Here is a 16,268-nt window from a genome sequence, read left to right on the forward strand (position 1 = left end):
GTGCCGCGTCCCGACGTCCGTACGGTGGTGGAACCCCTCATGAGCAACCTCGACCGCAAGCCCGCACCGACCACCTGCGGCGGCGAGGCCGCCACCGGCCCGGTGCGGGACCTGCTGACCGGGCGGCAGGTGCAGCTCGGCGAGAGCACCGTGGTGCGCCGCCTGCTGCCCAACCTCGGCCGCCGGATGGTCGGGGCCTGGTGCTTCGTCGACCACTACGGCCCCGACGACATCGCCGACGAGCCCGGCATGCAGGTCCCGCCCCACCCGCACATGGGCCTGCAGACCGTCAGCTGGCTGCACCAGGGCGAGGTGCTGCACCGCGACAGCCTCGGCAGCCTGCAGACCGTCCGGCCGTACGAACTCGCGCTGATGACCTCCGGACGGGCCATCGCCCACTCCGAGGAGTCACCGCACACCCACGCCCGCTACCTCCACGGCGCGCAGCTGTGGGTCGCCCTGCCCGACGCCCACCGGCACACCGACCCGATGTTCGAGCACCACCCCGACCTGCCCGTCGTCACCGCCCCCGGCCTGCGCGCCACCGTCATCCTCGGCACCCTCGACACCGCCACCTCGCCCGGCACCACCCACACCCCGATCGTCGGCGCCGACCTCGCCCTCACCGAGGGCACGGAGCTGCGCCTGCCCCTCGAACCCGGCTTCGAGTACGCCGTCCTCGCCATGACCGGCCGCATCGACGTCGACGGCGTTCCCGTCGAACCCGGCTCCATGCTCTACCTCGGCTGCGGCCGCCCCGACCTCCCCCTGCGCGCCCACACGGACGGCTCCGTCCTCCTCCTCGGCGGCGAGCCTTTCGAGGAGCGCATCGTCATGTGGTGGAACTTCATCGGCCGCACCGGCGAGGACATCACCCGGGCCCGCACCGACTGGACCACCGGCACCCGCTTCGGCACCGTCCACGGCTACGCCGGGCCACGGCTGGCTGCCCCGGACCTCCCGGCGACCCCGCTGAAGGCGCGGGGGCGCGAGCGCTGAGGGCACGGCCCGCCCGTCAGGGGCTGTCGCGGCTCAGGTCCGACAGCCAGGTGGCGATCGCTTGGGACTGGGCGAGATCCGCCTCGTACGCCTCGGGGTTCGCGGCGCTCAGGCTCTCCCGGATCCTGGTGCTCTCGGTCAGGGTGGTGCGGGCCTCCTCCAGGCGGCCCAGGGCGGCCAGGCGGACGGCGCGGTTGCTCAGGCAGGAGGCGAGGGCGGAGCGGGCTCCCTTGGCGCCGGAATGGTCCAGGTCGCGGTGGAGCACCGTGGCCTCGTCGATGGCGGCGAGCGCCTCCTCGTTCCGGCCCGCTTCGCCCAGTCGGTTGGACAGGTTGTTCAGCGCCTGCGCCAGACCGGGGTGGAAGATCTGGGCGTTGCGCTGGGCCGACGACCGGTACAGGCCGACGGACTGCACGATGGCGGCGAGCGCCTCTTCGTTCCGGCCTGCCGCGCCCAGTCGGTTGGACAGGTTGTTCAGCGTCAGCGCCAAGCCGTCCGTCAGGGGCGGGAGAGATCTCTCCTGGTTCAGTGCGAGGAGCAGGTCTGCGGCTTCCTGGATCGCCGTGAGGGCCTCTTCCAGCCGATTCAGCTCGCCCAGCCGGACGGAGAGGTTGTTCAGGACCCTGGCGAGGTTGGGACGGAACTCGTCCGGCAGCTCCTGGTACAGCCACGCGGCCTCGTCCAGGGCGGCGCACGCCTCCTCCAGGCGGCCCGAGGTGCCCAGGAGGTTGCCGAGGTGGGCCACGGTCTCGGCGAGCGCGGGGCCGAAGGTCTCCGGTTCCCGGTCCGTCAGCAGTCGGTAGCGGCTCACCATCTCCTGTGCTCGGGCGAGGTCCAGCCGGTCCGGCGCCCCGGCGGTGAGCAGCGCCTGTTGGAAGGCGTCGACCAGTTCCGCGGCAGTCGGCCGGTCCTCCGGATCCGGGTGCAGGCAGGCTCGGAGGGCATCGGCGACCGCATCGGAGATGCCCGCGGCCCTGAGGTTCGCCCGCACCTCGGTCTGCGGCCTGGTGCTCCACCGGCCCGTGGCCGCGGCGATGAGCACCGCGCCCACCGAGAACATGTCTCCCGGGGCCGTCGGGGCCTCGACTCCTCCGTACGCCGAGAGCGCGGGCCGGCCGGCCTCCGGAGCGCGGAAGGTGAAGTCCCGGGGGAAATCCTCCCGGTGGCGGCTGTGGACCCCGTGCCGGGACGCGGTGATCCATCCGACCAGCTGGACGTCATGATCGGTGATCAGGACGGTCTTCGGCGTCAGGGACCCGTGGACCAGACCCAGCCCGTGAGCACGTCGGATCGCGCAGGCGAGGTTGTATCCGATCCAGTGGAACAGGGTGACATCGATCGGCTCCTCGGTCTCCTCGAGGAGGGCCTGGACGTTGGGCGCGAGCTCCGGGCGGGGGACACCGCTTCGCCAGCGGCAGGCCGACGCCACCCACGGGGGCTCCTGCCCGTAGCCGGGGTCCGCGCCGCGCAGCTTCGGGGCGAAGACACCGCCCATACGCTGGAGGCATTCGGTCTCCGTCCGGATCAGATCCCGCGATTGCTCCAGGTCGAGGTCCCCCAGGGGCGCCGGCGCCCGCAGCGACACCGTTTCGCCGTGCTCGTCGAGCCCCAGGTACATGGCGAGTTCGGCCCACCCCTGGTCGTACCGGGCGTACAGCCGAAACGGCCCGAGGGTCCTGGGGTCGGCGGGGGACAGGGGCGACCAGCCCGTCGGAATCGGTGGAGCCTGCACACCGTGAACGTCGGACGGCGCGGCCGTCCCCGGCCCGGCGGCGGACGGGCCCGCCGGCGACACCCCCAGGCGGGTCAGCAGCCGGTCCGTGAGCGAGCCGAAGGGACGGCCGTCGTCCCCGATCAGCGCCGTTCCGTCGGGGTGGCCCACCCAGGCCGCGAAGTCGGGGGAGCGGCCGATGCCGGCCTCCAGCAGGTCGGTGACGGCCCTGGTGGTGCGGAGGAGTTCCTTCGGGGCGAGTGCGCTCAGCAGGATGCGGCGGGTTTCCGGGGGGAAGTCGTAGAGCCGGTGGTGGGGCAGCTGGTCGGCCTCCGGCCGGACCTGGTGCATCAGTCCGCCGAGGAAGACCTCCGCGAGGTGGCCGCTGTCCGTGGGTGCGCCCAGGGCGGTGCGGAACAGGCGCATCACGGGCACCGGGACGGGGGCCACCGCCGCCAGGTGCGCCGCCAGCCGGTACGCCTCCGGGGACGCGGCGGAGCGGAACCGGAGCACGGCCTCCGCCTCGTCCTCCCGCCCGGGGCCGGCGAAGGCCCGGCCGATGGGCTCGGGGCCGCCGTTCCAGAGGGGGAGCGTCGTCGTCGCGCCCGGCGAGGCGATCAGCCGTGCCCATTCCGCGAGGGCGCCGGGTGAGGGTTCGAGCACCGGAACCGGTACGGCGTCGAATGTGACCAGATCCGGGGGCAGCACCGGGTCGGCCACCCGCCACTCGGTGGCCGGCCCGCCGCGACGGCGGGTGGTGACCTGCCAACTCCGCGCTGAGACACCGGAGTTCGCCCAGAGCCGGGTGGGCAGGGCGTGAATGATCGCCGTCGGGCCGCGACGCGCCCAGCGGTCGATCGCACGGTGCATCCGGCCGTCCCGCCAGGCGTCCCCGACGCCGTCGCTGACGACCAGGACGAGGGTGTCGCCGCTCGGGTCGTACAGGCTCGTGGTCGGCCGGAACGGCCCCTCGCTCGGGTACGGGCGGGCGCTGAGCCGGGGGGCCTCGGCGCTGCGGGTGTCGAGGCCGTGGATCCGGACGTCGCGGAAGGCGCCGGCGCGCTCCATCAGCCTGCGCACGTCGGAGGCGAGACGCTGCCAGAGGACCATCGAGAGGCCGTCGTCGACGACGAGGGCCAGCGACAGCCATCTGGTCCGGGACGGGCGCAGGGCGATCTCCGGCAGCCCGGAGTCGGCCATCGCCTCCACCGTCCGCGCGAGGTCGAGCTCCGGACGGCGGTTGTCGGGGAAGCGCTGCCGGAGGGGGCGCAGTGCCCTTCCCAGCCGCAGTGCCCGTGCGGCGGCCTGAGGGGTGTCCGGTACCCGGACGCCGTGGGCGCTGGAGTGGTGGGCGTGCTGCTCCCGGTCGTCCCCGGTCCGGGGAGCCGCTTGCAGCGGCCGTTCGACGGGGCCCCGATCCGACGTCTCCGGATCCGGTCGATCGGCGGAGCCTGCGGTGTCCTGCCCGGTCGACGGGGCTGCGGAGCGCTCGGGACCTCGGTCGGACGGCCGCCGGGCCTCGACGTGAACGCCCTTCCGGGCCAGTGGCCCGGTGCCCTGCGGGAGCGTGCGGGCCAGCCACAGCGCGTCGAGGAGCTCCTCCTCGGAGAGCTCCACCCCGCTCCCGGCCAGGACCTCCGTCAGCTTTCCGAGCATGTCGTCAGACCGCTCCGCCGAGCCGGTGCAGGACGGCCTCCAGCAGGTGGTCCGCGTCGAGGTTCACACCGTTCTTCCGCAGGAAGACCGCGTTCAGGAGCTGGTCGGTCGCGAGCTCGCCGAGGGCCCGGCGGCTGAGGAACCGGTCGAGCAGGTCCTCGACCTCGACCAGCGCGCCCGGGCCGAGGTGGGCGGCGACGATCTCCCGGAGCCGCCGCTCGTCCGGTTCGGACAGGTCCAGCCGGACGCAGCGCCTCAGGAAGGCCGGGGGGAAGTCGCGTTCGCCGTTGCTGGTGATCACGACGACGGGGAACTCCCGGCACCGGATGCGACCGCGCTCGACCGCCATCGGCTCGTCGGGCTCGTCCGTCCGGATCGGGACCGGGCCGTGGGTGTCGGCCAGCCGGGCGAGTTCGGGAATCGTGAACTCCCCTTCCTCGAACACCGTGAGGAGGTCGTTGGGGAGGTCGACGTCGCCCTTGTCCAGTTCGTCGATCAGGAGGACCCTCGGCCGCTCCCGGGGCGCCAGGGCGTTGCCCAGGGGGCCCAGCCGGATGAACTCGCCGATCCCGGGCTCCTGCTCGCCGGTGTCGCGGCGGAGGCCGACCTCGCGCAGGCGGCCGACGGCGTCGTACTGGTAGAGGGCCTCCTGGAGGACGGAACGGGAGTTCACGGGCCAGTGCAGGACGCGGCCGAGGGACAGCTCGTGCGCGACGGCGTAGGCCAGCGAGGACTTGCCCGTCCCGGGGTGGCCGGTCACCAGGAGCGGGCGGCGCAGGTGGAGGGCGGCGTTGACGACCTCGGCCTCCTCCTCCCCGATCAGGTAGGGGCGCGGGGCGGTGGTGCCGTCCGTCCCCTCGGAGGAGAACCGGCGCCACGGCGGGGCCGGGGGGAAGTCCACCACGCGCTCGGCGCCGTCGCCGCGGAACAGCCTCCAGGTCTCGTCGGGGCGCTGGGGGTCGCTGCCTGCGGTGGTCATGGGAGATCGGCATCCTTCCGGGGGTCCATCAGTTTCAGCGACGCGGGCTCCAGGCCCTCGTTCCCGTCCTCCCAGACCAGGGACGGCCGGGCGGAGTGGGCCGGGGGATCGTCGAACACCTCGTTGCGGAAGTCGCGTACGCGCTCGGGAAGCGAGGACAGCTGTCCGGCGGGGTCGAGCCGCCGCCGGATCGACGCACCCTCGAAGCCGCCGCCCTCCCGGTCCCACAGGACGACGGGGACACCCAGGGCGAGGCAGATGGCGAGCAGGCGCTCCTGCTGTGCGCCCCTGGGCGCGTGCAGGACGACGCGGTTGGTGTTCCGGTGGCTCGTCGACTTCAGGGCCTGGACGAGCTTGGTCCCGTCCGTGACCAGCGACTCCGCCGAACCCTCCTTCCACCGGCGCCTCTGGTCGTCATCGCGGGATCTGACCGTGGCGCTCATCTGCGGACAGCTCAGCGTCAGACGGAACTCGGCCCCGATCGGGAGCCCGGGGACATAGGGGTTCGAGGCGCCCGGGTTCCACTCGTCGACGGCGAGGTGAAGCCCCTTCTCGTCCACCAGGACCTTCACCCAGGGCACGTCGCGGTCCCACTCGCCCGCGACGGACTCGACCACCTCGCACAGGTACCGGGCGACCTCCTCCGGCGTCCTGGACACGGTCATCGACTCGTGGAGCGGGGAGTGCGTACCGTCCTGGCGGGCGAGGAACGTCCGGCAGAAGTACCGCTCCTCCCCGGCCGCGCGATCGGTGGTCAGCTCCAGGACCACCCGCGACATGGGCGCCGCCTTCTGGGCCCCCCACCGCTGGGCGTCCTCCCGCCGTTCGTGCAGCGCCGTCTGGTGGATGCCCGTCCGGCCGGCGACCCCGTTGGACCATCTGCGGAGCTCCTCGCCGCGCTCCTCCCCGACCGCCGCCGCCAGGTACTCGATCACCCGCAGCAGGGCCGGAACCGTCGGCGTTCCCGACGGTACGGGTTCGCCGTCGGAGAGCTCCTCCAGCGCCTCGACGGCGGCTTCGAGATCCTCGGCCGAGAACCCGGGGCGGGAGACCGGCTCCGGCAGCACGGCGTACCGCAACGCCTCACGCGCCGAACGGGGGAGCAGCGCGGGGTCGCCCCCGCAGGTGTCGCGCAGGAGGCTCAGGAGCCGTTCGTGCTCATCCAGCGAGAGCAGGAGGCTCGTGCCCGTGGCCCGGGCTCTGGTCAGCAGCGCGGTCAGTTGGTCACGACTGTCCGGGGCGGTGAGGGCCCCCGCGAGCGTGCCGCTGAGGGAGGGCAGCGCGCGCGGGTCCGTCGCCACCAGGTCGACCAGGTTGCGGGTGGTGGGCTTGTAGTCCGTGGGCACCGAGTAGCCCAACCGCTCGGCGAGCGGCCGCGCGTGCGAGGCGGAGCGGTCGTCGCTGCCGAGCCACTGCCACAGCGACTGCTCCAGCTCCAGGTCGAAGGAGCTCCGTTCGGTGGGCGGTCGCTCGCCCGGCAGGGACGCCCTGATCTCGCCGAGGTCGGGGGTGCCGTCGCCGTACCGTGCGAGGACCTTCTCGAAGACGTCGTTCCGGGCGAAGTCGTGCGCCGGGCAGGCACGCAGCCGGCGGTTGCCGTGGGCCTGGTCGTACTGGACGACCACACCGACGAGGCGGCTTTCGCAGAAGACCGCGGCCCCGGACGCCCCCGCCCACGCCTTCCTGCCGTCGGGCTGCGGATCGGGCGCGATCCGCTGGTCGAGCACGTAGTGGCGGCTGGTCCCGGAGGACAACAGGGGCAGGTCCCCCCGGAGGTGCTCGACCTCGTGCTTCTCCCGGTGCACGCTGGCCCTCGGGAAGCCGAGGGCCTCGTACTGCAGGACGCCCCTGCCCGTGGGCCGGCCCCATCTCACCGGCTCCGGTACGGCCACGTCGTCGTCGAGGAGCAGCAGCGCCACGTCCAGACCGGAGGGGTGCGGCCAGACCTTGCCGACCCCGACGGTCCGCACGACCACCTCACCGGGGTGCCCCACCTGTGCCTCGATCGCCGGCCAGGGCGCATCGAGGCCCTTCTGCGTCACCACATGGCGAGCGGTCAGCACCAGCCGGGGCCCGATCAGGTAGCCCGACCCGACGCTGCGCACGTCCTCCGAGGTCCCACCGCAGATCAGCGCCAGTCTGCGCGGATCCATCTCAGAACTCGCTCCAGGACCTGGCCTCGTCGTCGCTGATCTCCGGCGCGGCCCCGCCGGTGGCGCGGTCACGGATCGACAGCTTCAGCGTGAGCTTGTGCGTCCGGACGGTGGCGTGCTCGCCTCCCGCGCCGACGGAGACCACGCCGAAGTTCAGCTTGCCGTCGCCCTTGCCGCTGTTGCGCAGCTCCAGGTGCAGTTCGAGCTGGGCCTCCTCGACGGTGAACGCGAACTGCTCGCCCGCGCCCTGGCCCTGGGCCTGGTAGAGCTCCTGCCTCAGTTCCTCGATGGCCGCCGCCAGCCCGATGCTCGACATCTTCCCGCCCCCTGCGCCCCGCACTGCCGGTAGTACCCGGTCACGGTACAGCCTGGCGCGAACGCGGCGTCAAGTCAGGTCTACGGTGGTCGGCAGTGCCCGTCGACGGATCGAGGAGACCAGCAGGCATGCCACCGCGTCAGGGGGACTCCGACGGTTCGTCGCGGCAGTTGGAGCTCTCGGAGTTTCTCTGGCTGGCGGCGGACGATTTCCGAGGCGTCATGGACGTCAGCCGGTACAAGGAGTTGGTCCTCGGCCTGATCTTCCTGAAGCACTTGAACGTCGAGTTCGAGGGACGCCGTGAAGAGCTGGTGCGTCAGGGGACGGAGGACACCGACCCCGGTCGGTTCTGGCTTCCGCCCGTCTCGCGTTGGCCGTCGTTTATTGATCCTTCGGCCGAGCGTCGTCTGAGTCTTCGTCTCAAGGACGCGGCCGACGCCGTGAGGTACCTGCACCCCTCCTTGGCGGACGTTCTTCGGGCGGACTTCGACCCGCAGGGAATCCACGAGCAACGCTTGGCTGAACTCGTCAGCCTCATCGACGGCATTGTCGCGCGCCCGTCGCTTCCCATGGTGTTCGAGGCAGCCCTCGCAGGGTTCGCAGATCTGGAAGGCACGTCAGGTAGCGAGTTCAGCACCCCACCGTGGGTCGTCGAGTTGGTGACGGAACTCCTGGAGCCGTTGGGCGGCCGGGTGTACGATCCGGCGTGTGGTACCGGAGGCATGCTGCTCCAGGCATCCGAGTACGCGGCGAGCCACCGAGGCGCAGGGCCTGGCACCCATCTCGATCTCTTCGGCCAGGACGTGAACGGGCAGTTCTGGAACATCGCCACCATGAATCTCGCCATCCACGGTGTCGAGGGCGATCTCGGCGCCCGCCCGGCAGACACGTTGACGGCTGACCAGCATCCCGACCTAAAAGCCGACTTCATCATGACCCACCCGCCCTTCAACCTGCGAGTTGGAGACCTGGATCCAGGTGACGGGCGCTGGCAATTCGGCGTCCCACCCGTACGGAACGCCAACTACGCCTGGCTCCAGCACGTGGTTTCGAAGCTGGGTGAACACGGCACGGCCGGAGTTCTTCTGACGGACAGCTCCGTGGACACCCGAGCCGGTGGACAGGACCGGATCCGGCGAGCGCTGATCGAGGCAGACCTGGTCGCCGCCATCGTGGCGCTTCCCGCGAACCTGTTCCCGTCGACCTCGATTCCCACCTGCCTCTGGGTGCTGGCGAAGGACAAGACACCGTACGAGGCGACGGGACGGAGCAACCGCAGGAACCAGATCCTCTTCATGGACGCGCGGGACATGGCCGTGCCGATCGACCGCTCCCTTCGCTCCCTCCGCACGCTCAGAGGCGCGGACATCGCCACGATCGCCGGCACGTACCAGTCCTGGCGGGGAACGCCCTCCGCCCGCCGTCGAGGCGACGTCTACCGGGATCAGCCGGGCTTCTGCTTCTCGGCCGAGCTGGCCGCCGTCCGCGCCCACAAGTACACGCTGGCGCCCGCCCCGTACGTGGGAAGCGGCGCGGCCACGGCAGCGCCCGTACGCAACGGCCCTGCGGCCTCCGCCGCCCGGACGGCCGGGCTCACGAAGGACCTCTACGGCCTGTTCGACTGATCACCCCGCAGACGGTGATCCGCCCGCCGGGGTGGTGAGCCGGCGGGCGGATCGTCTGGGGAAGGTCGTCTCGTTATTCGCCGTCGTTGGAGGGGACTTCGAGGCCGAGGGCTTCGAGGACGGCGAAGTGGACCTCGGTGTTGTCGAGGAAGCCGTTGAAGTTGTCGGAGCCGGGGCCGGAGGCGACGATCGAGACGTCGTCGACGGTGTGGACGCAGTTGGTCTCGTGGGGCGGCAGGTTGCCCTGCTGGAGTTCGGCGCCGGGCTGGTGCTGGGGGTTGGGGACGGCGTTGCCGGAGGCGGTGTCGATCAGGGAGGGCTGGACGGGGACGGGGTTGTGGGTGAAGCCGTCGGTGTGGTCGGGGTGGTTGGACCAGCCGAAGAAGAGGCCGACCTCGGGGTTCGGGTCGTCGGGGAAGCCGTCGCCGTTCCCGTCGGTGTAGGTCGGGAAGCCGGCGTCGCCGTAGATGCCGTTGGCGGGGCGGCCCTGGTTCTTGCGGCGGTCGTGGGTGCCGACGATGCTCATCGAGTGGTTGTGGTCGGCGGTGACGACGATCAGGGTGTCGCCGCGGCCCTCGGCCCAGCGCTTCGCGACGCCGATGGCCTGGTCGAACTCGATGGTGTCGTAGAGGGCGCGGGGGCCGTCCAGCGGGTGCTCCTGCTTGTCGATGGAGGCGCCCTCGACCATCAGGAAGAAGCCGTTGGGCTTGTTCTCCAGCACCTTCAGGGCCGCGGCGGTCATGGCGGGCAGGGTGGGCTGGTCCTGCCAGTCGCCCAGCACCTCGGGCTTCCTGATCTGCTGGCGGTCCAGGTAGACGTTGAGGTTGCCGGTGTGGAACTGGCCGAGCAGCTTCTCCGGCGCCTTGCCGGCCGTGGCCGAGGCCAGTTCCTTGGCGTTGGTGGCGACGGTGAAGCCCTTCTGGCGGAACTCGTTGACGAGGTCGCGCTCGTCCTTGCGCTTGGAGCCCTTCTGGGACTTCGGCAGCAGGGAGGCGAGGCCGCCGCCCATCAGGACGTCCGGGGTGCGGGCCGGGTCCAGCACCTGGTCCATGATCTCCAGGTACTCGGAGCGGCGGCGGGTGTGCGCCCAGACGGCGGCCGGGGTGGCGTCCTGGATCTCGGCGGTGGTGACCACGCCGATCGCCATGCCGGCGGCCCGCTTGAGGAGTTCGGCCATCGTCTCGACGCGCGGGTGCTTGTTGGGGTCGGGCTCGTTGGACTCGTAGACGCCCATCGCGTTGACCGAGGTCTTGTGGCCGGTCATGTAGGCGGACATGGAGTTGGCGGAGTCGGTGGCGATCGAGTCGGCGCCGGAGGTGCCCACGATGCCGCGGGCGTCCATCCGGTCCATCTCCAGCAGGCCACGGTACTTGCCCTGGGTCATGCCCTTGGAGAGCAGCCGGGCGCCGGTGATCGCGGCGCCGCCCATGCCGTCGCCGAGGAAGAAGATGACGTTGTCGGCCTTGCGGCCGTGGTGGCGGGCGGAGACGACCTCGTGCTCCACCTCGGCGGTGGAGACCTTGCCGCCGGAGGTGACCTTGACCCGGACGGTGTACGAGCCCGGGTTGGGGTACGTCACCTGCCGGTAGGTGACCTCCAGGCTGTCCTTGGCGGAGCTGGTGCGCACCGGGTCGTTGTGGAGGATCGCCTCGGGGCCGTGCTCGCCCTCCACCGATATCTGGATCTTCGCCGTGGCCGGGTCCACCTGGGACGCCTCGACGCGCAGGTCGAACAGCGAGCCCGCGAGGAACTTGGCGTTGTCGATCGGGAGGATGCGCACCGGCCCGCCGGTCGCGCCGCGCACCCCGAAGCCCGGCGTGCGCTCGACGGCGGCGTGCGGCCCCGCGGCCTTCAGCGGCCCGAGCGGCGCCGCCTTCTCCGCAGCACCGGCCGTGCCCGGCTGGGCGGAGGCGCCGGTCTCGCCCAGCCCCACGACGGCCACCGCCGCCAGGCCGCCCCCGCCCGCCCGGAACAGCGACCGCCGCGACAGCCCGTGCTCCGTGCCCTGGTCCTTCATCTCCGTCTGCCCCTCAGCCGCCTGCACGAGTCCCGGGCGGCCCGATGCCCGTCGGCACCGCCCCGGATGAACAGCCCGCAATATGCCGTGTGCCGACGGGCCTTCGGGTGAAGTGCGTGCGACAGGCGAGGATGCGCTCGGCGAACAAGCGGGTGGGCGGCGCCAGTTGGGTGCGGTCGGGCGGTCGGGGGCGGGGCATTGGGCGTTCGGGGGTCAGTCGGCGTCGGGGAGGTGGATGGCCTCGTAGGCGAGCCACTGGGCGAAGGAGTGGAGGCCGAAGTCGAGGTCGACGGTGGGGTGCCAGCCGGTGGGGGTGGGTGCGGGTGGTGCGGTGGGGGAGGGGGGTGCGGGGTGGTTGGTGGGGGCGGGGGAGATGGGGACGGGGCGGACGACGCGGTGGACGGTTTCGGCGAGGTCGCGGGCGGTGAGGGGCTTCTCGGTGGTGAGGGTGAGGGTGGTGGTGGCGGGCGGGGTCCGGAGGAGGAGGGAGAGGGCGGAGAGCAGGTCCTTGACGTGGAGCGGGTGGAGGGGGGTGTCGGGGTCGCCGTCGAGGGTGATGGGGTGGCTGCGCAGGGCGCTCCAGACCATGCGGCCGATGGGGGTGTGGCGGGAGGTGCCCGGGCCGTAGAGGTCTCCGAGGTGGAGGGTGAGGGGCTCGGCGGAGGGCCGGTGGATGATCAGGGGGCCTTCGGCGGTGGGGAGTTCGACGGCGGCGTCCGGCGAGGCGGTGGCCTCGACGAGGTGGTGGCCGTGGTCGGCGAGGCCCCGGGCGAGGTGTTCGCCGAGGGGGGTGTCGGCGCCGAGGACGGCGACGGTGGGAGTGGGAGTGGGAGTGGGGGTGTGGCGGTGGTGGCGGCGGGAGGGGCCGGGGGCGTCCGCCCGGCCGGCGAGGAGGCCCTGGCGGGTGAGTGCGGTGAGGTCGTCGCGCAGGGCGGCGATCTCCTCGGCGGTGCCGTTCTGGGCGATGCCGCCGATGCCGAGGGTGGCGAGGCACTCGTCCAGGACGGCGGGGTCGGGCTCGCCGAGGACGGGCAGGTCGTGGTGGACGAGGCCCGTGGTGTAGGCCGTCAGCCAGGTGCCCCAGGCGGTCTGCGGGTCGACGGCGCCGGTGGAGCGGGGGAGGCGGGAGCGGAGGGGGGCGACGGGGATGCCCCGGCCTTCGAGGTACTGCTCGCAGTCGATGTGCAGCCAGCGGGGGCGGCCGGGGCCGGGTTGGCGGACGTCGCAGCGGGCGATGCCGTACTTGAAGTAGGGGATGGTGTGAAGATCCGTCAGATGCCGTTCCTCATGGCCTGGTTGGTCGGTGGGGAGGAAGCAGACGGAGCGGCGCGGGCCGCGGAAGGCGTTGCCGGAGATGCTGCCCCGGTCGTCGTGCTCGGCGAGGTTGGGCACGGCGACGAAGCGGGGGACGCCGGCGGCGCGCAGGTAGCGGTCCATCAGGATGTCGTCGGGCCAGGCGAAGAGGTGGCGGCTCGCGTACTCGACGTACCCGGCGGCGACGGCGCGCGGCAGGATGATGGCCACGCACGGGAAGTACTCGCCGACGGCGCCGACCCAGCGGGCGCCGGAGAGGGCGGCGAAGCGGGCGGCCGCGCCGTTGCGGGAGTCCCAGAGGGCGAAGAGGGCGAGGGCGGCGTCGGGCATCGCCTCGACGGCCCGGTGGGCGCGCTCGAAGAAGCCGTCGGAGAGGATCATGTCGTCCTGGACGACGAGGTGGTGGGTGGCCCCCTCCTCGATCGCCGACCAGGCGGCCAGGGCGGTGCGCAGCACGGAGGGCCTGCCGGTCGGGTCCGGGTCGACGACCACGGACAGGGCGCCGGGCGGGGCGTCGGCGGCGATCCGGCGGGCCGCGTCGAGCCGCTTGGGGTGGGTCATCACCGAACCGCTCATCCGGTGGCGGGTCGAGCTGGTTCCAGGCATGGTTCCAGGCATCACGGTGCTCCGCGTCTCCTCGGGCGTGGGGTGGCCGCGCGCCGCCGGGGCGGTCGGACGGAGGCGTCCGTTCCGCGTCCGTCCGGGCGCGCAGGGAAGCTACCAGGCGTCTTCGGGCTTGAAACAAAGGCGTCTTGATGACGTGTCAGGAGGGCCGAAAAGGCACTCTTGTCGCCCCCTGTGCAGCAAAAGCATGCTGGGCGAGCCACCGCTCCCGCGCAGAAACCGGAGGGGAACCGATGAACGCGCCCAGCGTGCAGGCAGCATCCCTGGGGTCCGAATCCCAGGGCTCGGCCGTCCGCGCCGCATCAGAAGAATCGTTACTGCAACGCCTGAACGGGCTGCGGGACGCCCGCGTCGTCGTCACGGGCGGAGGGGGACTGGTCGGAAGCCGCGTCGTCGCCCTGGCGCGCCGGGCCGGCGCCGCCGTCACCGTGCTGGACCGCTTCGACGCGTACCCGGGGGACGTCCGCGAGCTGTTCGGACTCGACCGCCTCGGCGCCGAGGCGGTCGCCGGGGACATCTGCGACCGGGAGACCGTGCGCGGCGTCGTCAAGGGCGCCGACTACGTGATCCACGCCGCCGCCTACGCCGACGTCGCCGCCTGCACCCGCCACCCCGACGTGGCCTTCGAGGCCAACGTGCGCGGCACCGAGACCGTGCTCGAGGAGATCGCCGCCTCCGAGGTGCGCCGGCTGGTGTTCATCTCCTCGGCCGCCGTCTACGGCAACGGCGACCCGGGCGTCACCGGCCCGCAGGTCTTCCGCGAGGACCAGCCCCTCGTGCCCGTCTCGGTCTACGCCAACACCAAGCTGTGGGCCGAGCACCAGGCCCGGCTGATGCTGGCCGCCCCGGACCGGCCCGAGTTCACCGTGCTGCGCTACTTCTCGGTCTACGGGGATCCGCAGATCCCCAAGCCCGGCAGCCACTCGTGGATGGTCGCGTGGATGTCCATGCACGCCCACCTCGGCCTGCCGATCCACCTCAACGGCGGCGGCGTCCAGGTCCGCGACCTCGTCCACGTGGACGACATCGCGGCGGCGACGGTGCTCGCCCTCGTCGAGGAGAAGGCGGCCGGACAGATCATCAACGTCGGTACGGGCAAGCCCACTTCGGTGCGCGACGTGGCCGACCTCATCGCCCCGCACTACCCGGGCTCGCGCCAGATCGTCACCCCGCTCCCGGAGGGCGACCCCCTGGGCGGCTACGCCGCCACCGAGCGGATGCGCGAACTCCTGCGCTTCACCCCGCGCATCGACGTCCGCGAGGGCGTCGAGAGGTACGTACGCTGGCTGAAGGCCAACCCGCAGGCCGTCCCCGAGTGGCTGCGCGCCACCGCGGCCGACCGGTCCGCCTGAGCCGGTCGGGCCCAACCAGTAGGGAGAGTACGTGAGTTACGTCGGCTCGTACGTGTGGAAGCTGCGCCAGAAGGTGGGGAGCCAGCTGCTCCTGCTGCCCGGCGCCCAGGTGCTCGTCCTGGACGACCAGGGGCGCTGCCTGCTCCAGAAGCGCAGCGACAACGGCCTCTGGGAGCTTCCCGCCGGAGCCTGCGAGGAGGGGGACACCTTCGCCGCCACCGCCGCACGGGAGTTGGAGGAGGAGACGGGCCTGCACGTCGAGGAGGCGGACCTCGTCCCCTTCGCCTCCTTCTCCGACCCCGGACTGCACACCCTCACCTACCCGGGCGGCGACGTCGCCCAGTGCTTCGCGCTCTGCTTCGCCGCGCACCGCTGGACCGGGAGCATCCGCCCCGGGGCCGACGAGGTGCTGCGGGCCGGGTTCTTCGACCCGAAGGACCCGCCGGAGCCGTTGTACCGGGCCACGGCCGCCGTGCTGGAGTTGTACGAGGTGTTCCGCGAGACGGGGAGGTTCCAGGCCCGATGAGTCACCCACCCATACGCGCGGTCGTGCCCTGCCGGGCCTGCCTGTCCGGGGAGGACCTGGACTGGCTGGGCGGGCGCTCGGTCAGCGTGGCGCTCGACCTGACGACCACGGTGGAGGTGCTCCCCTCCGGCAGGGCGGACGGGCCCGGGAGCACCGGCGGCTGGGCGCAGGAGGTGTGGGAGTACCTGCGCGCCCGGCTCCCCGGCCTGCCGGAGCGGGCGCCCGCCGTACGGGTCGGCAGCGACGCCCCGGCGGCCAGCGGGCTGTCCTCCTCCACGGCGCTGATCGTCGCGCTGTTCGAGGCGTACCTGGCCGCGGTCGGCCGGTCGGCCGAGGTCGGCGTGGAGACCGTCAGCCACTGGGCGTACCACTTCGAGTTCCTCGTCTTCAACGGCGGCGGGATGGACCAGACGGCCGTCATCCAGGGCGGCGCGCTGCTGCTGGAGGGCCGCAGCACCGGGCTGCCCGTCATCCGGGAGCGGGCGCTCTTCCCGGCGGACTGGACGGTCCTGGTGGTCGACTCCGCCACCGCCAAGTCCACCGGCCACCACATCCGCGTCGTCCGCGCGCAGCTCGCCGACGGGGACCCGAAGCTCGCCGACTACATGGCCACCGCCGACGCCGCCTCCGAGGAGGTGTGGAAGGCCCTCGGCGCCCGCGACCTCTCCTCGCTGGAGGCCGCGATGGGCCGGGCCCACGTGGCGATGCGGGACTACCAGGCGATGTCCACGCCGTTCCTGGAGCGCCTCAGGAACCTCGCCCGCGACCGCGTGGGCCTGCCCCTCAAGCTCAGCGGCGCCGGCGGCGGCGGGGCCCTGGTGGGTGTCTGCCCGGCGGACGAGGCGGAGGCGACCGCCGCCCGGCTGCGCACCGCCTACGAGGGGTACCCGGACGTGCGGGTGATGCCCGTACGGGCGGCGGGGTTCAGGCTCTAGGGCGCGTCTGACAATTGGCGGCGACCGCCCGGCGGGAATTGTCAGACACGCCCTAGAAGCA

General features: G+C 72.5%; 11 protein-coding genes. 5 read left to right on the forward strand and 6 right to left on the reverse strand.

Annotated elements, in window-relative coordinates:
* The first annotated feature begins 39 nt into the window (after positions 1 to 39).
* Positions 40 to 999, forward strand: a complete 960-nt coding sequence (locus ACIBCA_RS35025) for a pirin family protein (protein ID WP_396287152.1) — start codon at positions 40 to 42, stop codon at positions 997 to 999.
* 16 nt (positions 1,000 to 1,015) lie between these two features.
* Here the strand turns inward: ACIBCA_RS35025 and ACIBCA_RS35030 are convergent, their stop codons facing one another.
* From ACIBCA_RS35030 to ACIBCA_RS35045, 4 genes are read right to left on the reverse strand one after another with little or no spacing between them, the layout of a single operon-like run.
* The gene (locus tag ACIBCA_RS35030; protein ID WP_396287153.1) at positions 1,016 to 4,366 is read right to left on the reverse strand and encodes an SAV_2336 N-terminal domain-related protein; all 3,351 of its coding nucleotides are present in this window, start codon (positions 4,364 to 4,366) and stop codon (positions 1,016 to 1,018) included.
* A gap of 4 nt (positions 4,367 to 4,370) precedes the next feature.
* On the reverse strand, positions 4,371 to 5,345 hold the full coding sequence (locus tag ACIBCA_RS35035) for an AAA family ATPase (protein WP_396287154.1): 975 nt from the start codon (positions 5,343 to 5,345) through the stop codon (positions 4,371 to 4,373).
* A complete protein-coding gene (locus tag ACIBCA_RS35040) occupies positions 5,342 to 7,498 on the reverse strand; it encodes a trypsin-like peptidase domain-containing protein (protein WP_396287155.1) in 2,157 nt (718 codons plus the stop codon). Before ACIBCA_RS35040 ends, ACIBCA_RS35035 begins: the two co-directional genes overlap by 4 nt.
* 1 nt (position 7,499) lies before the next feature.
* On the reverse strand, positions 7,500 to 7,814 hold the full coding sequence (locus ACIBCA_RS35045) for a trypco2 family protein (RefSeq protein ID WP_396287156.1): 315 nt from the start codon (positions 7,812 to 7,814) through the stop codon (positions 7,500 to 7,502).
* A gap of 128 nt (positions 7,815 to 7,942) precedes the next feature.
* On the opposite strand from ACIBCA_RS35045, the gene ACIBCA_RS35050 reads away from it, so the two are divergent.
* Positions 7,943 to 9,439: an N-6 DNA methylase gene (locus tag ACIBCA_RS35050; RefSeq protein ID WP_396287157.1), complete on the forward strand. Its 1,497-nt coding sequence runs from the start codon at positions 7,943 to 7,945 to the stop codon at positions 9,437 to 9,439.
* 73 nt (positions 9,440 to 9,512) lie between these two features.
* Here ACIBCA_RS35050 and ACIBCA_RS35055 read toward each other — a convergent pair whose 3' ends face one another.
* A complete protein-coding gene (locus tag ACIBCA_RS35055) occupies positions 9,513 to 11,456 on the reverse strand; it encodes an alkaline phosphatase (protein WP_396287158.1) in 1,944 nt (647 codons plus the stop codon).
* Between the two features lie 213 nt (positions 11,457 to 11,669).
* Positions 11,670 to 13,376, reverse strand: a complete 1,707-nt coding sequence (locus ACIBCA_RS35060; protein WP_396287159.1) for a hypothetical protein — start codon at positions 13,374 to 13,376, stop codon at positions 11,670 to 11,672.
* A gap of 251 nt (positions 13,377 to 13,627) precedes the next feature.
* Between ACIBCA_RS35060 and ACIBCA_RS35065 the strand changes: the two genes are divergently transcribed.
* From ACIBCA_RS35065 to ACIBCA_RS35075, 3 genes are read left to right on the forward strand one after another with little or no spacing between them, the layout of a single operon-like run.
* Complete coding sequence (locus tag ACIBCA_RS35065) at positions 13,628 to 14,746, forward strand: NAD-dependent epimerase/dehydratase family protein (RefSeq protein WP_396287160.1); 1,119 nt, start codon at positions 13,628 to 13,630, stop codon at positions 14,744 to 14,746.
* Between the two features lie 31 nt (positions 14,747 to 14,777).
* The gene (locus ACIBCA_RS35070) at positions 14,778 to 15,272 is read left to right on the forward strand and encodes an NUDIX domain-containing protein (RefSeq protein ID WP_396287161.1); all 495 of its coding nucleotides are present in this window, start codon (positions 14,778 to 14,780) and stop codon (positions 15,270 to 15,272) included.
* Positions 15,269 to 16,207 carry a mevalonate kinase gene (locus tag ACIBCA_RS35075; RefSeq protein ID WP_396287162.1) on the forward strand — a complete coding sequence of 313 codons (939 nt, stop codon included), beginning with the start codon at positions 15,269 to 15,271 and terminating at the stop codon, positions 16,205 to 16,207. Before ACIBCA_RS35070 ends, ACIBCA_RS35075 begins: the two co-directional genes overlap by 4 nt.
* Positions 16,208 to 16,268 lie beyond the last annotated feature (61 nt).

The sequence above is a fragment of the Kitasatospora sp. NPDC051170 genome (assembly GCF_044455705.1).
Classification (GTDB): domain Bacteria; phylum Actinomycetota; class Actinomycetes; order Streptomycetales; family Streptomycetaceae; genus Kitasatospora.

What these genes read in the sequence shown, in the direction of transcription:
- ACIBCA_RS35040 (WP_396287155.1), bottom strand. Translation starts at nt 7,498, where the DNA reads ATGGATCCGCGCAGACTGGCGCTGATCTGCGGTGGGACCTCGGAGGAC.
- ACIBCA_RS35075 (WP_396287162.1), top strand. Translation starts at nt 15,269, where the DNA reads ATGAGTCACCCACCCATACGCGCGGTCGTGCCCTGCCGGGCCTGCCTG.
- ACIBCA_RS35065 (WP_396287160.1), top strand. Translation starts at nt 13,628, where the DNA reads ATGAACGCGCCCAGCGTGCAGGCAGCATCCCTGGGGTCCGAATCCCAG.
- ACIBCA_RS35035 (WP_396287154.1), bottom strand. Translation starts at nt 5,345, where the DNA reads ATGACCACCGCAGGCAGCGACCCCCAGCGCCCCGACGAGACCTGGAGG.
- ACIBCA_RS35045 (WP_396287156.1), bottom strand. Translation starts at nt 7,814, where the DNA reads ATGTCGAGCATCGGGCTGGCGGCGGCCATCGAGGAACTGAGGCAGGAG.
- ACIBCA_RS35025 (WP_396287152.1), top strand. Translation starts at nt 40, where the DNA reads ATGAGCAACCTCGACCGCAAGCCCGCACCGACCACCTGCGGCGGCGAG.
- ACIBCA_RS35030 (WP_396287153.1), bottom strand. Translation starts at nt 4,366, where the DNA reads ATGCTCGGAAAGCTGACGGAGGTCCTGGCCGGGAGCGGGGTGGAGCTC.
- ACIBCA_RS35055 (WP_396287158.1), bottom strand. Translation starts at nt 11,456, where the DNA reads ATGAAGGACCAGGGCACGGAGCACGGGCTGTCGCGGCGGTCGCTGTTC.
- ACIBCA_RS35050 (WP_396287157.1), top strand. Translation starts at nt 7,943, where the DNA reads ATGCCACCGCGTCAGGGGGACTCCGACGGTTCGTCGCGGCAGTTGGAG.
- ACIBCA_RS35060 (WP_396287159.1), bottom strand. Translation starts at nt 13,376, where the DNA reads ATGCCTGGAACCAGCTCGACCCGCCACCGGATGAGCGGTTCGGTGATG.